Annotated in this window: 14 protein-coding genes; 1 reads left to right on the top strand and 13 read right to left on the bottom strand. The window is 45.3% G+C overall.

The window, feature by feature from the left end:
- Window positions 1-14 precede the first annotated feature (14 nt).
- The 13 genes from J2Z20_RS01905 to J2Z20_RS01845 form a co-directional block, all read right to left on the bottom strand.
- The gene (locus tag J2Z20_RS01905) at window positions 15-887 is read right to left on the bottom strand and encodes a carbohydrate ABC transporter permease (protein WP_342454241.1); all 873 of its coding nucleotides are present in this window, start codon (window positions 885-887) and stop codon (window positions 15-17) included.
- Entirely contained in the window at window positions 884-3256 is a 2373-nt protein-coding gene (locus J2Z20_RS01900; RefSeq protein ID WP_209844823.1) for a DUF5696 domain-containing protein, read from the bottom strand. The genes J2Z20_RS01905 and J2Z20_RS01900 overlap by 4 nt, the downstream gene beginning before the upstream one ends.
- The gene (locus tag J2Z20_RS01895; protein WP_209844821.1) at window positions 3249-5321 is read right to left on the bottom strand and encodes a YIP1 family protein; all 2073 of its coding nucleotides are present in this window, start codon (window positions 5319-5321) and stop codon (window positions 3249-3251) included. The genes J2Z20_RS01900 and J2Z20_RS01895 overlap by 8 nt, the downstream gene beginning before the upstream one ends.
- 13 nt (window positions 5322-5334) lie before the next feature.
- Entirely contained in the window at window positions 5335-6210 is an 876-nt protein-coding gene (locus tag J2Z20_RS01890) for a carbohydrate ABC transporter permease (RefSeq protein ID WP_209844819.1), read from the bottom strand.
- Between the two features lie 15 nt (window positions 6211-6225).
- Window positions 6226-7197, bottom strand: coding sequence for a carbohydrate ABC transporter permease (locus J2Z20_RS01885; RefSeq protein WP_209844817.1), 972 nt, complete (start codon window positions 7195-7197; stop codon window positions 6226-6228).
- On the bottom strand, window positions 7154-10285 hold the full coding sequence (locus J2Z20_RS01880; RefSeq protein ID WP_209844815.1) for an extracellular solute-binding protein: 3132 nt from the start codon (window positions 10283-10285) through the stop codon (window positions 7154-7156). The genes J2Z20_RS01885 and J2Z20_RS01880 overlap by 44 nt, the downstream gene beginning before the upstream one ends.
- A 91-nt stretch (window positions 10286-10376) precedes the next feature.
- Window positions 10377-11795 (bottom strand): extracellular solute-binding protein, encoded by a 1419-nt coding sequence (locus J2Z20_RS01875; RefSeq protein WP_209844813.1) that lies wholly within the window; start codon window positions 11793-11795, stop codon window positions 10377-10379.
- A 162-nt stretch (window positions 11796-11957) separates the two neighbouring features.
- Complete coding sequence (locus J2Z20_RS01870) at window positions 11958-12965, bottom strand: LacI family DNA-binding transcriptional regulator (RefSeq protein ID WP_209844811.1); 1008 nt, start codon at window positions 12963-12965, stop codon at window positions 11958-11960.
- Between the two features lie 514 nt (window positions 12966-13479).
- On the bottom strand, window positions 13480-14034 hold the full coding sequence (locus tag J2Z20_RS01865; protein ID WP_209844808.1) for an MFS transporter: 555 nt from the start codon (window positions 14032-14034) through the stop codon (window positions 13480-13482).
- A gap of 9 nt (window positions 14035-14043) precedes the next feature.
- The gene (locus tag J2Z20_RS01860) at window positions 14044-15477 is read right to left on the bottom strand and encodes an FAD-binding oxidoreductase (protein WP_209844806.1); all 1434 of its coding nucleotides are present in this window, start codon (window positions 15475-15477) and stop codon (window positions 14044-14046) included.
- Window positions 15478-15635: 158 nt separating this feature from the next.
- The gene (locus J2Z20_RS01855) at window positions 15636-16268 is read right to left on the bottom strand and encodes a molybdopterin-dependent oxidoreductase (RefSeq protein ID WP_209847173.1); all 633 of its coding nucleotides are present in this window, start codon (window positions 16266-16268) and stop codon (window positions 15636-15638) included.
- 135 nt (window positions 16269-16403) lie between these two features.
- A complete protein-coding gene (locus J2Z20_RS01850; RefSeq protein ID WP_209844804.1) occupies window positions 16404-16619 on the bottom strand; it encodes a hypothetical protein in 216 nt (71 codons plus the stop codon).
- Window positions 16620-16801: 182 nt separating this feature from the next.
- Window positions 16802-18619, bottom strand: coding sequence for an APC family permease (locus tag J2Z20_RS01845; protein ID WP_209844802.1), 1818 nt, complete (start codon window positions 18617-18619; stop codon window positions 16802-16804).
- Window positions 18620-18855: 236 nt separating this feature from the next.
- On the opposite strand from J2Z20_RS01845, the gene J2Z20_RS01840 reads away from it, so the two are divergent.
- On the top strand, window positions 18856-19212 hold the full coding sequence (locus J2Z20_RS01840) for a DsrE family protein (RefSeq protein ID WP_209844800.1): 357 nt from the start codon (window positions 18856-18858) through the stop codon (window positions 19210-19212).
- Window positions 19213-19221: the final 9 nt, after the last annotated feature.

Genomic DNA, 19221 nt, shown 5'->3' with positions numbered 1-19221 from the left:
TGGCTCACCTCTCTCTACCGTCTTGCGGCCGGAACTCCCCGCTCTTTATTACGGAAAAACAGTACAATGATCAGCAGCATGACAAAAATGACCGCAAAATAAATCCATGCCAGCGCACTTGCATAACCAAATCCAGTATCCGTCTTGAACATGTTATCCTGGATGAGCTTGATGACATCACTGAATCCGTTCGTGAATAAGTCGATTGTCGTATAGATCAGATTCACCAAGATGAACGGTTTCACTTCTGGAAGAGTAATTTTCCAAAAAATAACCCACGGGGACGCGCCGTCGATGGACGCTGCCTCATATACCTGGGTATTAACCTTCTGCAGACCTGCTAAGAAAATAAGAATTTGCACACCTGAGTACCACAGGATAAGGATAAATTGATTGATAACGCCAACGATTGGATCAGCCCACGCTGGAGATAAATTGTCCTGCAGCATCGTGACAATTCCGTATTTCTCAATGAGCGGAATCGTTGCCGCACCTTGCGAGAAAAGCTCTTGAACCACTTCTCCGCTCGTAATGATGACCGGCAAGAAGAAAATGGCCCGAAATATCCCTCTGCCTCGAATCGGCTGATTGATCAGCAGCGCTACGAACAGCGAGAACACGATTACGATCGGAATCATAAGCACATTCGATTTCAGAAACAGGAACAGCTTCTGTGAAAATTCCGGGTCCGTCAGAAAAGCATCCTTATAATTGCTCCAGCCTAGATAGTGCGTCTCAATGCCGTACGGCGTAATCAGCACTTTGTTAAAGCTCATGTAGAACGAGAAATAGAGCGGATAAGCCATAAACAATACAAATCCGATAATCCATGGCAAAATGAGCAAATAACCGACTAATGCTTCTCTTCTTCGTTTGGTTAGTTTCACGATTGTTCGCCCCCTGTTACTGCAAAGTCGCGGGCCTTAACTGTGACTTTCCCGTCTTCATAATCACTTCCGGTGTAATTTACCCAGACGTTAACCCCATTGTCGTAGCTAACTTTGACGATGCCATGGCTCACGACGGTGCGTCCGATCATGAATGCATGCTGTACTGGCTTAAGCGCCGCATTCACCTTCGCATATTGCTGTTTCATTTCCGCTGACCAGTCATTGTATTCCGTCGTGAACAGCTCGCTGGAAGGCGTGTTCTGCATCTTCCACGACGGCTCCTTTGTAACGATGAAAGATGGGTTCGCACCATAATCAATCATCCGGAGCAGATCGAGTGCTGGATCGGCATTGTAATTCGAGTAACCAGCGTAATAATCTATCATTCCATGAAGAACCATCGGCACAAAAGGTACGGTATCCGTCTCGTACATATACTGCGATGAGTAAAGCGGCATGTCGAAATACGATTCAGTATACTTCAGCATATAATCGTTCGGACCGAACAATGCGAGATGCAAAGATTGTTTGGCTGCTTCATCCCCAATCTTCCCGTACTGCTGCGCCGCTGTCGTTCGATTGAAGATAAGCCCTTTATGATAATCCGAGTACAACAAACTGCCAGTCGATCCAATCGCAACATCTTCAATTCCGTCTTCATGGAACGACTGAAAATCTTCCTTCGCAAGTTGAAACGCTGTAGCTGGGCTAAGCAGGTATCCATCAAGATCTCTAAATAAATCGCTAACGTATCTGCTTACGTAGTGATAATTAACAAGGCTGCTCGTAATCATCCGAACTGCATCTCTGCGAGGATTCACTCTTGGACTGCCGTCGATCATTCTGGAATAGTCCGTGTATAAATAAAGATCGATGCCATGCTGCTTCGTGTACTCACGAAGCTTCCTCAGGCCATCTTGACCTCCAAGTACGTCCGCATAACCCGGAGCTGATGGCTGAGCACCGTTCGCTCCATCCTTGCTCCATCCCTTAAGCACTGCTTTCAGGTTGGTTACACCTGCCTTTTGCAAATCGGTTAGGATGAACTGTGCATCTTCGAACGACGTCATTTTTATAACATGGTTTTTTAGAACACCCTTCTCGATGTCACCACCGAGAATATCTACTCGAAGAGGGATATCCTCTTGAGTAGAGCTTGCTGAGTCTGCCTTTTCTGGCAGCATGCCCTTCTCCTGCAAGTAACCTCGGTATGCTTGTGCCATGCCAGCATAGTCAGCCTGATTGCCGCTAAGCAGCTCGTAACGTACCTGTTTGTCGCCTTCGGTCTTGTTCTTCGTATACATATTGATGCCGCCCATCGTCTTGCTGGTCGGCTGATAGTAGCCGTATCTAATATTGAATCTTGGCGATACCCAATAGAAATTTGTGTTTACGCCGCTCGGGTAAGCGACGATGTCAGCGTTCATCTTGCCATCTTCTACGACGCCCATCAGTGCATTCTGTTTCACACCTTGCACGATACCGAACACCGGATATCCAGTCATCGAATCCGAATATTCAAATCCGTTCACGCCAATATCGTTGCCATATATTTTGCCGACGTACGGTTCGTCATAAAGCGTATGATTGTCCGTGAACCGAATAAGCGCACCGCTTCCATCCGGTATGAACAGGTAACCCGGGACAGAAGCCCCCCTTACCGCTCCTAAGAATGGATACATTTGTACGGATGCGAGATGGTAGCCGCCTTCCTCGGTAATAGTGTCGCTTGGCAGAGTAATCACCAGACCATCTTGATCGAGCACCACTTTAACGGTCAACTTCACCTTGATGTCAGGCAGCTCATAGGTAACTTCCATACCGTTTGTAATCGGCTGCATCTGAGCGACTTTGCCATGGAGTGACAGGAAGTTCGACGTCGTACGGGACGCATCATCGGAGAAGTAATCAAGAATGAATGGAGACTGCATTGCATTTTTCCAGTCCTCGTTCAGTTCCTCCGCTTGCATGTCACGGTCCTCTGGCACGGAAGACCATACATAGCCGTTCGCTTTATTCTCAAGTTGAATGGCGAATGTCTTCTTATTCATGTACAGCGTCATACCGCTGTTTTCCCCAATCTTCTCGTAACCTGCACGTATGGATGATGCCGGCACTTCCTTAGCTGCAGTCTCAGGCATCGTGTAACCGTTCGACCTGAAAGTAGACATATCATCTTTCAGGTCAGGCACACTTGGCTCGGCTGCCTGCGGAGGTGAGTCTGTCTGCTGAACAGACGGTTCAGTCGTTACATCCTCCCCACCAGCCGCAACCAGGCGGCTACTGTCATAGACATAGGCGATAGAACCGCCCAGCAATACAACTGCTACGAAGAAAACCAGCTTCCGTTTATGTTTTCTAAACACGGTATTTCACCTCTTCCGCGATGCTCCGGACGAAATCCCATACTTGGCTTGAAAGGCCGAAGAAAATAAATGCAATGAGCGCCATGACGACCATGCCAGACAGGGTAATCGCCACATTCTTGAATGTGTCTTTGAGTTCGTAGCCGTGAATCTCTTTAATCATGACAACCATTAGGAATACGCACCACAGGATAATGAACTGACGGGAGTAATCGTACACAACGGATTCCTGCAGCGTTAATCCCTTCGACATCACCGTAATGGGAACAGCAAACAAAATGTAAGGACTCAGTGCATAGACAGAGCCTTTGAATACGTCTCTAAACTTGCCTTCGCCATCGTTAATAACGCTGACAAGATAATTGCAAATCACCCAGGCGAAGAAAGGAATGAGCACTTTCAGCACTTCGCTTACTGGATTTACTTTCAAAGGATCCACGCCGCTGAAAATAAAATTGGTCCCGTACACCTCGTACAGCCGGACTGCAACGAGAGTAATTAGCAGAATGATGGCCGACCTAACAGATGCTCTGCTGTGCTCCAGTTCATAGTAGCCGTCAATCGGATGACGCAGCATTCGAAATGTATGCAGGAGCTCGCGAATGATCGGAATGTTCCGAACCCGTTGTACTGCTTTGACTACTGGGGCACCAAAGCCGGTTCTACGATACACCCGCTTCAGAGTAAACCATAGAACAAGCAGCGAGACCAATATCATGATGATGACAGGAACGTTCTTCATCATCCATGCCCGCCGAAGCTCCCAGTATGTATTGGAATACTCAGTAACGTTGCGGGCGAACTTCAGCTCCTCGAATGCTTTACCATACTCCCCTTGCTTATAGTAAGCAAGCCCAATACCCACGTGTGCGAGATCGAACATGCTGTTCAAGCGAAGCACTTGTCTCCATGGCTCCAAGCTCTGTTCGTATTTGCCATCCAGGTACAGTCCAATCGCCTTATAGACAAGCAGCGCGAATTGGGTTGGCTTAAATATTTGAATATTGCCGCGCTCCTTATCCAGCACGTAGAGCATTCCGCTGCTGCTTACGCCAACTCCAGACGGTGACTTGAAATAACCGAGTCGCTGGTAGCCGCTATCGTTACCGCCGAATACGAACAGCAGACTGCCGTCCTTGTCGTAGACTGCGACATCTCCGTATACCGCGTCTGCTGCGAAAATATTTCCCATCGCGTCGACAGTAATATCCGCGATGTTCTGACTCATATAGGAAGAGGATTGAAACAGGTTATCCCCAGCGACATTCAGTTTCTTGATCCCATCCGATTCCAAACCAACTGTGGCCGTATAGATGAGACCATCCTGATCTACCGTTAAATTCGTCGGCGACGGAGGCAGTTTCTGTGACAGCTGACTCAGCTGCTTCTTCGTGAAGAAAATCCGCTGGATGGCCCTTTCGAAATCGAATCCGGCACGGTTGCCGCCGAAGTAGCCGAGGAAATCGCCCTGAGGACTAAGCTCTACGAGTCCTTGAATCAATCCTTCACCAACGATATACAGATTGCCACGCTTGTCAGCCACGATTTTCTGCGGCTTGAACTCGTTATTTTTACCGAACAGGAGCGAACTAGGCTTGCCAATCGTTTTCGTCTTCTTGCCGCTGCTATCAAAGATAACAACCTGTTCAGCTCCGTAGTCGGCCACATAAATGGTGCCTTTATTGTCTACATATAGCCCTGTCGGCTGTTTTAAATCGCCTTGCCCGATGATTCTGATCTTATTGCCCTGCTCATCGAGCTCAAGGATTCGACCGTTTCCTGTATCAGCCACGAACAAATGATTATGTCCGTCTATGAACAGGTCCTGCGGCTGATCGAGCGAAATTTCAAAATCACTATTTCTCTTCGCCTCCGCAGCGCCTTCTTCTCCAAATATGCTGTATCCATCAATGACACCGACTGGCAGATAGGCACTTTGCGTTAACCGCGGGTCTCCTTGCTGATTAAAGGTATAGGATTCATACTGATTCGCGCTGACTCGCGTGGTGGACATCAGCAGGGAGAACACAAGACACATCACGATGCTGAACTTCCATTTTTTCACCGTTCTCCCTCCTTTACTTAATGCCCGAGTGCGCCATCGTATCCATGACTCGGCTCTGCATGATGATAAAAATGATCAGATTCGGTACAAACATCAGCATCGCCCCGGCCGCAGCCAACCCTTGGCCTGCCACGTTGTTGCCAATCGTTGTGGTGAGTGTAGTCATATAGAAGGCGAACGTCTTCAGCGTTTCATGACTCATATATAGAATTGAAGTTTCCGTATTGTTCCAAGCCATTTGAAACGCCAAAATCGCAACCGTCGACATTGCCGGCTTGATGATCGGAAGCACGATCCGCCAAAAGACGATAAGGTCATGAGCACCGTCCATCTCCGCCGCCTCAATCAGCTCATTCGGAATTTGGTCGACAAACTGTTTAATGAGGAAGACGCCAACCGGTAATGCGAGTAACGGAAGGATGTGCCCGAGATAGTTGTTAATAAGTCCCAGACGCTCCACCACGAGATACCTAGGAATCGTCACAGCAGCAGGCACGAACATCAGCGCAATTGTATTAACTTCGAAAATCACCTTCCGCAGCTTAAATTTCTTCTTGGATAACGCGTAACCCGTCATCGCGCTGATGATGAGCGACAATATGACGACGATCACCGTCACGATCAAACTATTGAACAAATATTTAGTCGCCGGAATCGCTGTAATATCAGATACGCTTAACAGTCTTGAGATGTTCTCGAACGTCGGTTTATGCACGAAAAACGTTGGCGGATACAGAAACAACTCATTTAGCGGCTTCAGCGACTGCGAGAAAATAAACACGATCGGCAGAATCATAAAGAGGCCGAGCGGAATAAGAAATGCGTAAAATTTCAGTTGTCCGAGACCGAAACGGCTCGGGTTGATTTTATTGCCGTGAAAGGAAGCCATTGCGATCACCTTTTCTTAGTCTTTTTCACCAAACAGTCGCCATGCCAGCTTCGAGAAGCCATAAATAATGATTAACAGAACAACGGATACAGCTGATGCATAGCCCATGTCATACCGTATAAAACCGTAGTCTGCAATGTGGTTAATGATCAGCTGCCCAGCATATTGGGGCGTCGGGTTCGCACCGGAAAGCTGCACACCGATATCGCCTGCTTGGAATGTGCCTACGGTCGCCATAACCGCTCCGAACAGCATTTGCGGCTTCATGGAAGGAATCGTAATATACCATACTTCCTGCAGCCGGTTTCTGATGCCGTCAATATAACCAGCCTCATACATTTCAGGGTTGACGTTCAAAATGCCCGCAAGCATCGCTAGAAAGCCAACACCCATGCTGTTCCAAAGCGTAACCATAATCATAATAGGCATCAGATAATGTGGTGATTGTGTCCACTGAATCGGTTCGTTAATGAATCCCCATTTGATTAGAAAAGCATTCAAATATCCTGTACTGTCCCCGCTGAATACGATCAGCCAGACGACCGCCATCGCGACCGCTGCCGTCAGGGACGGGGAGTAGATCGCAAGCGTTAGCAATGTTCTTGACCGGCGCGGAATTTGCGCAAGCAGCCAAGCGAGAAAGAACGATAATATATATCCTCCTGGCCCTACAATGAGAGCGAATTTGATCGTGTTCGGCAGTACGTACATCATGAACTCATTATCTTGAGTTAACAGGTTGACATAGTTCTGCAGCCCAATGAATTTCGGTGCCTGTACTGTGTTGAAGTACGTGAACGACAGACCGATCGCCGCGAGCACTGGGATGATAATAAATAACGTAAATAAGATCAGATAAGGACTAAGGAACAAATACGCAGCCAGCTCATTGCGTACTGACCGCTTCTTATACCACTTTACCTTCTGGGTGCTGATCTGCTCCTCATGGAGCAGTCTGCTCCGCTGAAGCTCCGCTGCTTGTTTCATCTGTGTCACCTGCCTTTTTCGCTTCCGGAAGCTGCGGCACCTTCAGAGGTTTGATAAGCTTGCCGTCCTTCTCGTAGCCGAACTCTTCCAATTTCTTAGCGATTTCCCGATTCGTCTGAATGGTCGCATCCTCAATTGCGCGCCGCGGGTTGACGCCGTCAAATACGATCTTGTTCCATGCATCGCTGATCCCCCGCTCCAGCATGTAGTCGCCTGGAATATGCGGAATGTCCTTCAGCCACACCCACTGCTTCTTGATGACTTCAATGTCCTGAGCGGGCCATGGCAGTTCGCCAAATGCTTCCAGATTAGCCGTGTTCCATTTGTAGGTAGGGCCATAGATCGTCTGCATCCGGTTGCCGAATTTGGATTGTGTTTCAGCAGACGTCCACCACTTCAGAAATTCCCAATCGTCGTTTTGCCGCTTGCTGCTTTTAAAAATAACCGTCGATTGCCCAGTTCCCGGTGCCCAGCGATGTACCGTCCCATCCTCACCTTTAATGCCCGGCATTGGTGCAATACCCCACAATCCGTTAATTTCTGGTGCGGCGGAAGTCAGCTGAACATAGGTGCTGAAGTCAGCAATACCAATCGGCAAGCTGCCGTCACGGAAATGGTTAAAGAAGCTCGGAACGTTAAGCGGCATGTTGTACACAGTGAACAAATCCGTCATCTGCTTAATGCCTTTAAGAGCATTCTCCGAGTCAATCGCTGTGCCGGACCCGTCTTTCGTGAACAAGTCTCCACCATTTTGGTAAATAAGCGGCACAGTGAGCCAGAATTGCTTATATCCCCCCGTCTGCGCCAGTGGATTGTAGAAGTTCAGTCCATATCGCTGCAGGTCAGGCAGAATCTGGCGAACGTCATCCATTGTATCTGGGACTGGAATATGGAGGGCATCCAAAATATCTTTCCGATAGAACATGACCCAGAAGTTCTGCGTCTCCGGCAGGGCGTATGTACTTCCATCGAATTGGAACGGAAGCATCGCTCCTGGGGAGAACCGTTTTACAACCTCATCGTAATCTGGAAACTTAGTAAGGTCGGTTAGTGTCCCCCTTACCGCGAGGTTAAACGGCGTAGTGTTGTTGATCGACAGTGCAACATCCGGGGAGTTGCCTGCCGCGTTCGCAAGAATGAGCTTCGTTTCGTCAGGCATTAGAGAGAACGACACCTTAATGCCCGTCTTCTTGGTAAAATCCTCATTCGCCAGTTGCTGCATCATCATGACATATTGCCGAGGTCTGTTCACCCAGATTTGCAGGGCATCACTGTCGCTGCCGCCGTCCATTTTCGAATAATCCTTCGTAAAAGTTTCGAAGAATGCCTCGATATTCGCCTTGAGCTCAGTGAACCAGCTCGCTTTCGGAGAAGGCAGCTTCGTATCAGAATAAATATAGATGCGGTCCAGCGTCAGCGGCTGATTAGGCAGCTTGCTAAGTGAATCCCCAAGCATCTGTATAACAGAACCAGACCCTTCGGATAATTGGCTGTACTTGTAAGGCAGTGAATTCGGATCCTTCGCGAGATTACGCAGCCTGTCGGCGGATATAATCATGTTTTTGGCTGCGTTCGGAGTTCGCCCGATCCCTTTCGCGAGCACCTTAAACTCAGCGCTCAGCTCATCCGCATACTTATTAAGCTGAGCTGCTACGTCTGGAATTTGATCTGTCAAATCCCAGTCACGATTGGTGTCTTGAGTGTTGCCGGTCGCCATCTTCACTTGGATGGATAAGTCATTGATCCCATTCATCACTTCCTTTATCTTCTGAATCGACTCTTGATAAGGCGAAGCGTTCGCGGTAAGGGTCAGCGTATGTTCACCTTTCGTAAGATGAATCAGATAAGGATGATTATTGTCATCAGCAATGACTTTATTGGTCCAATCATTCGTGTAAGGAAAGACCACCCGGCGCATTTCTTCGAATGGAATGTTGCCGTCTATGCGCAGCGTTCGGTAAACCGGCATGTCGGTTCCCGTTCCGCTTGTGTTCGTGTTTTGTTTAAATTTAAGCGCGAGCTGATAGTTGCCGTCGCTTGGCACCTCGAATCGCCACGTGACGCTCTGGCCGCTAGTCTGCCAGGAATCACCGCCGATAGAATTAAGCAGTACTTTGCCGCTGTTAAACGGTACTGACGAAGGACTGCTGTCCCCTTGAACGCGGATAAACGGCTCATTTTTACTAAAGGCCTGTTCCGCTTCCACGGTTGTAAGGTGAGCTGGCGCCATTGCACTATCAACGCTCTTTATATATTCGTTATACGTTGGAACTACTTCTGGACTGGTTACCGTAATGTTGCCAAGCAGAACTGGTTCGCTGATATAAGGGAGCGAAATCGTATTGCTGCCTTTCTTCAGGTAAAACAAAAGCGGCCGATCGTCTGCCGAGGCCGGGTCTTCTACGTACTGCTGCTGCCAACCCGGAATTAAAATCTGATCAGGCAGCACATCATTATCCAGCGCATCTTTATGAAATGGATAAGATTCATCTCTCCAATATTTATAGAGTTCAAACTGATGAGCCTGAAAATATGGATATTTTCCATTAATCTTAACGCCCCGCTCTACGGACATAATTTTGTCGCTCAGCGGATAATAGTCGATACGAAGGTTGTACAATCCGCTTTTCGGAACGGTTACGGGAAAATAAATTTCCTTCGTGTCTTTCTCCCAGCGGAACACCGACCCGCCATAACCATTACTGCTCTGTGCAGATAGCAGCGGAGCAGGACCGCTCGATGTTTGAAATTGTGAAGGTGTTATTGTCTGCTCTATGCCGCTTGCAGCTGTAATGCCCTCTTTGTGCCACTGTGCCAAAACATTGAAATAATCGTCTTCCAGCACTTGGCCCACATTTGTATTCTCGTTGTCTTTTTTGCCGCTCTCTTGGGCGGGCTTGTCTTTAGGGTCGTCCTTACTGGTTTGACTGCTGCCAAACAATGCGTCGAGTACATCGTCGTTGCTCGAAGGCGAAGCCACGCTACCTGCAGCTGCCTCTGCTCTGTCAATCTGATACCCGGTCGTGTTGTCCACGGTACAAAGCAGCAGGATGCCGATCATGACGAAAGCTAGTATCTTTCTCCTCATGTCCTCACTCCCGATCTAAAAATCCCCCAAGCATAACCTTCTCTTAAAGAATGTTCCCTCCCCCTTGCTGGGAGAGGGACATCCAAAATCGTTACTTCGTTGCCGCATCGATTTGAGCTTTGTCTTTGTTAAAAATGTCCATAGCCTTGTTCTGAATATCTTTGGCCACATCTTCAGGTTTCACTTTAAGTGTTACGAGATCTTTCTTCGTGTCGTACGGATTTAGAACTTTGTCAATAATTTCTGCGTCACCTGGTAACCATTTATAACCATCGACGAAGCCATTAGGAATTCCTGCGATAACATCCTTGAGGCCCGGTGCAGTGAATGTATTTTTCAAGTATGCATCCCATACTTCACGGTCATTGATAAGCGGCATCGTAGAGATCGGTTTCTCAATATTGTTAATTCGCTCGAGCCAGCCTTCTTTGGAATAAGTCAACCATTTAATGAATTCAAACGCTTCTTTAGGATGTTTGGTGCTTGCTGCCATACCGATATAGTCAGTAACCATTGGAACACGTTGTCCTGCTTTACCTGGAATCGGAAGGAAATCCCATTTGAACTTCGCGTTCTTGGATAGATCAGCGAATGCCCAGTTGGCATCGATTTTCATACCGACTTTACCCATCACGAAACCGCTCTTGTCTTTGCCGTACCATTTATCTTGCTCTTTGCGGTCATAGAAGTCGACGGCGGATTTGTCATTGTAGACAACGTTGTTGATCCAATGAATCGCATCAGAGAATGCCGGCTTGTCGAAATTAAACTGTTTGCCGTCATATGTCAGCCAGCCAAGGCTAGGATCAAATTGCGGTACGAAACTTTCACGAGCTCCGAGAATGTTTTCAACACCAAATTGGTTCTCACTAGGCTTCGTTAATTTCTTCGCAATTTTCTCGAAATCGTCCACTGTCCAGTTTGGCTTAGGCAACGGAATATTCTCTTTGTTGAACAAATCAACATTGATTAGAACGCCTGTGGTAAAAAGCTGATGCGGCAAAACATATTGCTTGCCGTTATATTGACCTGTCGCGCTCAAATTCCCGAAGATATTTTTCTCGTTGTAATCTGGATCCTCTTTTAACATCGGAGTTAAATCTGCAAGCCATCCGCTTGCTACATCGTTTGGAGCATTAAATACAAAAAATACGTCAGGCAATTTGCCAGCGGCCGCAGCAGCACCCAGCTTCTCATCCCACGGCCAAGTTATGGATTTGTCGATCTCAATTTTGATATTTGGATGAGTTTTCTCAAATGCATCTATTTTCTTCTGCTCTATCTCGGGGTTGTTCCACGTGCCGAACTTCAGTGTCACGACTTCATTCGATGAAGTATCCGTGCCTGTGCTCGCTGTGCCATTGTCCCCGCTCTTTGCCCCATCCGTTTGATTTTGCGCAGATTGCGTGTTTCCGTTTTCACTTTGAGAGCTGTTTTTAGAGCCGCCGCATCCTGCGAGCAGCGCCATGAGCATTACGACTGCCAAGGTCAGTGCAAATGTTTTTTTCATGGTCAACTTTCCCCCTGCTTCTAAAATTGAAGTTCGAAAAATAACTGCCTGATCATTCTTACTTTTTTGCTCACCAAACTAGGAAACTGTGAATGTAAGGTCGACCCCTCCTTATGTAGCGTAATCAATATGGCAACGGTCGTAACCGCTTCCAACAAAGAATCAAGTGCTTTGCAGCGCAGCGCCGCATGAATCCCGAATGATGAGTTCCGTATCGAGCATGATCGACCGTGACTGTTCACTGGGATCTTGAAGAGTCTGAAACACGACATGTGTCGCGACGGTTCCCCATTCTTGCTTGGGGTGTCCAATTGTGGATAAAGCCGGCCTAATGTAAGAGGACAGCCGTATATCGTCAAATCCAACGATGGCCACATCCTGCGGCACGCGAATGCCAGCTTCCGTTAATGCCTGTATGGCACCGATAGCCATCTCATCGTTGGCAGAAAATATTGCGTCAGGTACGTTCTTGCTCATCAGCAGTGATTTCATCACCTGATAACCGCCATGTTCAGTAAAATGACCTTGAACATTTATTGCAGACTGAAACGCGATGTCAGCCTCTTCAAGCGCTCTTTTAAAGCCTACAAGCCGTTTCTGGTTGTTGTAAGAATTCACAGGACCGCTCAGATAAGCAATTTTCCGGTGACCAAGGTTTATCAGATGACGAGTGGCAGTATAAGCGCCTTGCTCGTTATCAACAAGAACACTGTGCACATGTTCGGCCTTCAGCTCCCGATCCATCACCACAACCGGAAAATCTTTGCTTGCCACCTGAACGATTAACTCATCCGGAATATTAGGGCCAAGAATAATGGCAGCATCGAGCTGCTTCTCTTGAAGAAATCGATTGGTTGTTGTATTGTGATTTCCCCCGTATGTACTGCACGCTACCAAGTTATACCCATTAGAGGAAACGACCTCTTCTACACCTTGAATCACGGAACTAAAGAACGGACCTCCGAAATCGTTTAAAAATAATCCAATCGTTTCGCTCTTTTTCCTTTTCAAGCTGCGTGCGATGGCGTTCGGCCTGTAGTTCATCTCCTCTACAACTTTTAGTACTTTGCGGCGGGTCTCTTCACTTACCCTGGGATCATTATTGAGTGCATAGGACGCGGTAGATATGGCTACACCTGCCCGATTGGCGACATCTCGAATCGTTACCAATATTACTCCTTCTCTCATACAAGAATCATGTTCTGATCTCACACCGCTTCGTGCTCGTATGGTTAAACTCTGGATGCCTGTTCGAAACGTTTCGATGTTAATCACAATATACACTATACATGGTAACGCTTTCAATTAACAATTTGGTTAAATTTTTAATAAAACAACACTCTTTTAACGAATTATTTAGGCCATTCTTCGTTTTTCTTCAATTTCTATCGAAACGTTTACATTCCCATCAAAAATAGGGCGATCTGCATCGAACTTAGTAAAAAAGAAGCAGACACCTCCTTATAGAGAAGTATCTGCTTCTTTTTACTGTATCAAGTCTCCTTATGAAACTGTCATTTTCCGTATCAAATCAACACTTTCGTCATCATTCATCCTTTGCACTGAAGCCTTTTGTAATGAGTACGTCGATCCTAGAATTAACGATTTGCCTACTTCAGTATTAGGCTGTCCCTTTTTGTATACTTCTAAATCCTCTATTACGATGACACAACCGAAGGATCTATCAACTTAACGTTCTGCTATTATTTAATTTCGCTGACCGCCAACCGGCCCATGCACTCATTCCATATAGCAAAGCACTAGTATAGAACAAGGCATTGATTGTTAACCAATCAATTAAATATCCGCCAACAATAACTGCAAATCCCGAAGCAACGGAAGTCCAGAAATGAAACGAACCGATGAATGGACCTCGGGCACCAGGTTCCGTATGATCTGCTATGAGCAGCCGTTCGCTCATTTTCTGCATCGCATTGCAGGTCCCCATGAGCAGCTGAAGGATGAGTACCCACATATAAGACATTACCCATGGAAAGGCAAGCATGGCTGCCATCATTCCGAGAGAGCTTCCGATCAGAATTTGCACTGCGTATCGATCTAATCTTGGAGCAAGCCACTGCGATACAGCGGCTGAACTTATCGTAAATACGGCAAAGGCAAGTCCATATTTGGAATAACTGTTACCTAGGTTTTTCAAGAACAATAAATAGTACGGATAAATCATTCCTGCTGCGAGTGTTACAATGCTTTGCGATCGAATGAGCCATTTAACATCCATTGTGTGTGACTACTCCCCTTTATAATCCTCATAAAAATAGTTCATGAACAGATGATTTGGATCATACTGATCTTTCTTTTTAAAAAATAAGTTGTATTTCGGGTATACCGTTTGGAATTGCTGTACACTTGGATAGTCAGCATAGGGCAAATAATAGGTTCCGCGATGCTTTATGACTTGGTTTATGATGTTCTGTATACCTTGCTTTACCTTCTTCTTCCCTTGCTCAGACAGTGGTACATTAAACAGGCAGACAAGTGCAAACATATCCTCCCTTGCATATGACAGCACTGCTTCCTGATCTTGATTGACGTACCTGATAGTAATATTAAGCAAATTCAAATTTTCTTGTTTGAGCACTGTCTTATAATCTTCGACAAAACCCGGGAACTCCTTAATGGGTATAAAATATTCCTGCAGCAGATCGTTTTTTCCCGCAATTCTGTATTCCATAAATTCCGATTCTGAACGCATCGCGTTATTACGACTAATCATGCTTCCTTGTTCTTTAGCGAAATACACTTTTTGTAATTTCCAAAATGCATCTTTCCCAAAATTGAAAGATCGGTTGATTTGAAATAAAAGTTTACTAGGGATCACCCATTGTTCCCGAGTTTGGAGCTTGTTATGATCTTGCAAGGAAATCGTATGATCCACTTCATAATTGATCGCGTACATTTCGGTAAGAAAGCTGCTTGGAGCAACCGAAATTCGGGCAATGTGCATATGAATATTCGGATTCGATCTCACGTTGGTAATGAAATAGTCGGGATATTCATTAACGCTCATATGATCGCTTGTGACCTTGTATACTTCGTCATCTGTTAATGTTAAGGTTACATCTAATATAATGCCAAACAACCCATAACCGCCTAGGACAAGCGGGAACAAATCCGCATTTTCCGTCCGGCTCACTTCTATAATACGACCTTCTGCCGTCAACAATCGAAACGATTCTACACTTTTAATTAACGACCCGCTTCGTATGTCGCGACCATGAGCATTTACGCTAATTGATCCGCCAACCGTAAATATATTTTGTGACTGCATCGTTTTAATCGATAATTCGTAAGGATTGATTGTATCTTGAATGTATTCCCAAGTGGCTCCGGCTTGTACACGAATCTTCTTCTCTTTAGGAGAAAAGGATAGGATACGATTGTAAGAGGTCATATCAATAACGATACCGTCTTTATAATAGGTATGCCCGCCCTGACTGTGCCGCTGACCAGCGATGGAAATCGTTAAATGCTTGGCTTTCGCTTCTTTGATAATATCAATTAACTGCTCTTCTTCTCGCCCCTTTATAACACGTTCTACTTTGACAGGATGAAGCCTACTGTAATCCGTAATCATATAGGGATCTTGATCTGGGACGTTATTCTGTATGTAATTGAACAAACATAATGCCACGAGTAATAAGAGAACGATCGTTTTTTTCATTACCACCCAGCCTTTTATTAACCTATTATCCATGACACCCATATTAAACTAAATATGGACTTCTTGTATACATAGCCCAACAATATAAAGCAATAAAAAAAGATCGCAATAAAAAAAGATCGCAATAAAGCTATTGCGATCTTTCTCGTATGTGTCATTTAATCATCGTAATCTTCAAAATCATCAAATGTAAAATTCGGCTCGGCGAAGCGCTCTTCTTTGAAAGGATTGGCTGTCATCGAATAGCCTCTCTCCTCCCAATAACCCGCTTCATCCTCCTTCATAAACTCAATTCCCGATGCCCATTTCGGTCCCTTCCATAAATAGAAGGAAGCAGGCGGGATAAATCGTAATGGATAGCCATGTTTAGGCGTTATATCTTGCCATTCGTGCAATTGATCTTTCCACCGGAATACAAATAGCGAGTCATCCCCTAAGAGAGGCTCGAGCGGTAAATTCGCTGAGTATCCGAACCGATTACCGTTCAGATAACCGTATAATTTCACATACTTTACATCCTGCTCTAATTGGGCAAGGTTCAGAAACTCACGGAAGGCAATGCCTTCAAAGGAGGTGCCGAATTTGGACCATGTCGTTACACAATGCATATCAACGGTTGATTTCGTTTTCGGTAAGTTCATAACGTCTGCGAAGGATAAAGTGACTTCTTTTTTCACGTCGCCAAACAGTCTAAAATTCCACTTATCTTCTTCAAACTGATATACATCTCCTTCATGGAGAATCGGCCATTTATCAGTTTCGAATTGACCAGGGGGCAGTACTTTTTCCATATTGTCCATCCCTTCTATTACAGCCACTCTTGATTCCACTTTCCCATCTCTATAGCTTAATTATTTACGAACAATTTATACTCGTCAACTTTAAGTCATAAGAAAAAAGCACCCTGCCTGCAGGATGCTGAAAAGTTACATTTTCAATTGAAACATCGTAATATCACGCGCATAATGGCTCTTCGTTCCGTCTTGATTACGAATCCGTACATAATTGTCTGAGAACATCTCCACATAACCGGATCCGATCTCACAGTAAACGCCTGCAGGGTCTTCTTGCCATGCGGAGACGACGGATTGAGATAGGGCAGCAACGAAAAAGTCTATATTTTTTACTAGTGTATGATTCATAGTAACTCCTTGATTTCAGTTGACATTTCATCTCAAATACTACTCTCAAGTATACGCCGTAATCACCAAGATTGCGAGAGTGTATTTTTTCCTAGGTCAAGTTGTGTTCTGATAACATACAATAAATATTTCTGTTGCGATTGTTGCTTTTGCGTATTTGTTTTGACTTTTCAATTTCTTCACTAACCTCTTAAATGATAAGGTACCGTTGTTACAATGACATCTTTATACTTTATCAAATAGGCACGGATCATTATGCTTGTCTGATTGTGGAGTAAATACTGCCACCAATGCTCTGTAATGAATTGAGGAATCAAGATGGTAATATGATCTTCCTCGGCTTTTTTCCATTCGACCGTTTCGATGAATCTCTTGAGCGGCCCCATGACACTGCGGTAGCTGGATTTCAGCGTGATGAGTCTAATGCCTGGATCCCATGTCTCCCACGCTTTTTCCATTTTATCAATCGCTTCATCATCAAATCCAATGTATACAGCAACGACATTTTCCGACAATGTCTTGGCGTAACTGATTGTATTGAGAACAACCCTTGTAATTCCTGATATGGGAATAATGACGGTGTTCCCTTTTGTGTGAGGCTTATCTTTATGAAGATCAATGCGAAGCTGGTTCGCCGTGTTGTTGTAATGTCCTTGCACTTTAAAAAATGCGATCACAACGAATGGCAGAAAGATAAAGATCATCCATACTTGAGTGAACTTGGTCACTATAAAAATGAGTGTAATCGAGAGCGTTGTCAGCATTCCAACCGTGTTAATCATAAGTTTGATGAACCAGCCAGGCGGCTTTGATCGAATCCACCTCATCATCATGCCTAATTGTGACAGTGTAAACGGAATAAATACACCAACCGCATAGAGCGGAATTAAATTTTCTGTATTTCCTCGAAACACGATAATGAGTACAGCCGAAAGTATACTTAGAAATAAAATCCCGTTGGAGAATCCAAGCCGATCTCCCCGAACCATAAACATATGCGGCATATATTTGTCTTTAGCCAGCATATATGCGAGGAGCGGAAAAGCTGAGTATGCCGTATTCGCTGCCAAGAATAGAATAATGGCAGTTACTCCTTGGATGATGTAGTACAGAAGTCCGCGCCCAAAGGTGGATTCGGCAATTTGCGAAATGACCGTCGCTTTATCATTTGGCTTAATTCCATACCAGTAAGCAAGCATACTGATCCCCATGAACATAGAGCCAAGTATGAGACCCATCATGAGGAGAGTTGCGGCAGCATTTTTAGGGGCAGGTTCTTTAAAATTAGGGATTGCATTAGATACCGCTTCAACACCTGTCAAAGCCGAACAGCCTGAGCTGAATGCTTTTAATAACAAAAATAAACTGACGTTAGAGACAGCCCTTCCAAACTCCGGCGCTGCCGCCTGAACTCCTCCCGATATATAGTTAATAATCCCGCTTATGATGAGCACAAATATGGCAAAAACAAATAAATAAATCGGAATGGCAAGAACGGATGCCGATTCAGTGACTCCACGCAAATTCATAATCGTTAAGAACACGATCATAATCAGCGCAATGAACACCCTATGCTCATGCAATACTGGAAAAGCAGACGTAATCGCATCCGTACCAGCTGAGGAGCTTACAGCTACGGTAAGAATATAATCGACCAGCAGCGATCCGCCTGCAATCAGACTCGGCGTGATGCCGAGGTTATCTTTTGAAACAATATAAGCCCCTCCACCAGAAGGATAAGCGAAAATGGTTTGGCGGTAAGAGGTAATCAATATGGCGAGCAGCCCTAGCACCGCAATAGATATCGGAACCGAGTACCATAGCGCACTAAATCCGGCAGTAATGAGAACGATTAAGATTTGTTCTGTACCGTAAGCAACGGAGGATAACGCATCCGAAGAAAGAATGGCAAGAGCTCTAAATTTGCCCAGCTTCTCCTCCTCGATCTCAGTGGATTTCATAGGTCTTCCGATTAACCATCTTTTTATTTTTACAAACATTTGATCAGGCGTCCTTTGGTTTATTGAAATGATATTTTCAAGAAAGTACTAATTATTATGTGTAAATCGGTGGTTGCGTAATCTATCTTACAGAACAATTCTTTTCCCTTCAGTAATATGTAACTGTAGCCGGAAGCATTGCGGCCGCTAACCGCTTATAAAGTGCATGATTACAAGCGATACCGGCGACAATAAATAAAGTTATTTTTCACATCACAATTTGGAGGGAAAAGAAAATGAGTAAAGTAGCTATTTTTGTACACGCAACAGAGAACGAAATCGGTAGAGCGCTCCATTCGCTCGTATACACACAAGAACTGCATGAAGCAGGTCATCAAGTAAAATTGATTTTTGACGGTCAAGGCGTTCTTTGGATTAGTAAATTCCAAGACGCGAGTCACATGGCTAACCCACTATTTAATGCAGTGAAAAAACTTGGCGTTATCGAAGCTTGTGAGCATTGCGCATCTGCCTTTAACGTTACTGAGAGTGTAAAAGAAGCGGGGGTTCCATTGTCAACAGATAACGATAAAGCTGGCCATGCGAGCGTTGCAGATCTCATTTCTGAAGGATGGCAAATTATTACCCTGTAATAAGCAGGT

Source organism: Paenibacillus sediminis (genome assembly GCF_017873765.1).
GTDB classification, from domain to species: domain Bacteria; phylum Bacillota; class Bacilli; order Paenibacillales; family Paenibacillaceae; genus Paenibacillus_AG; species Paenibacillus_AG sediminis.
This window is presented reverse-complemented; position numbering and strand designations above follow the sequence as displayed.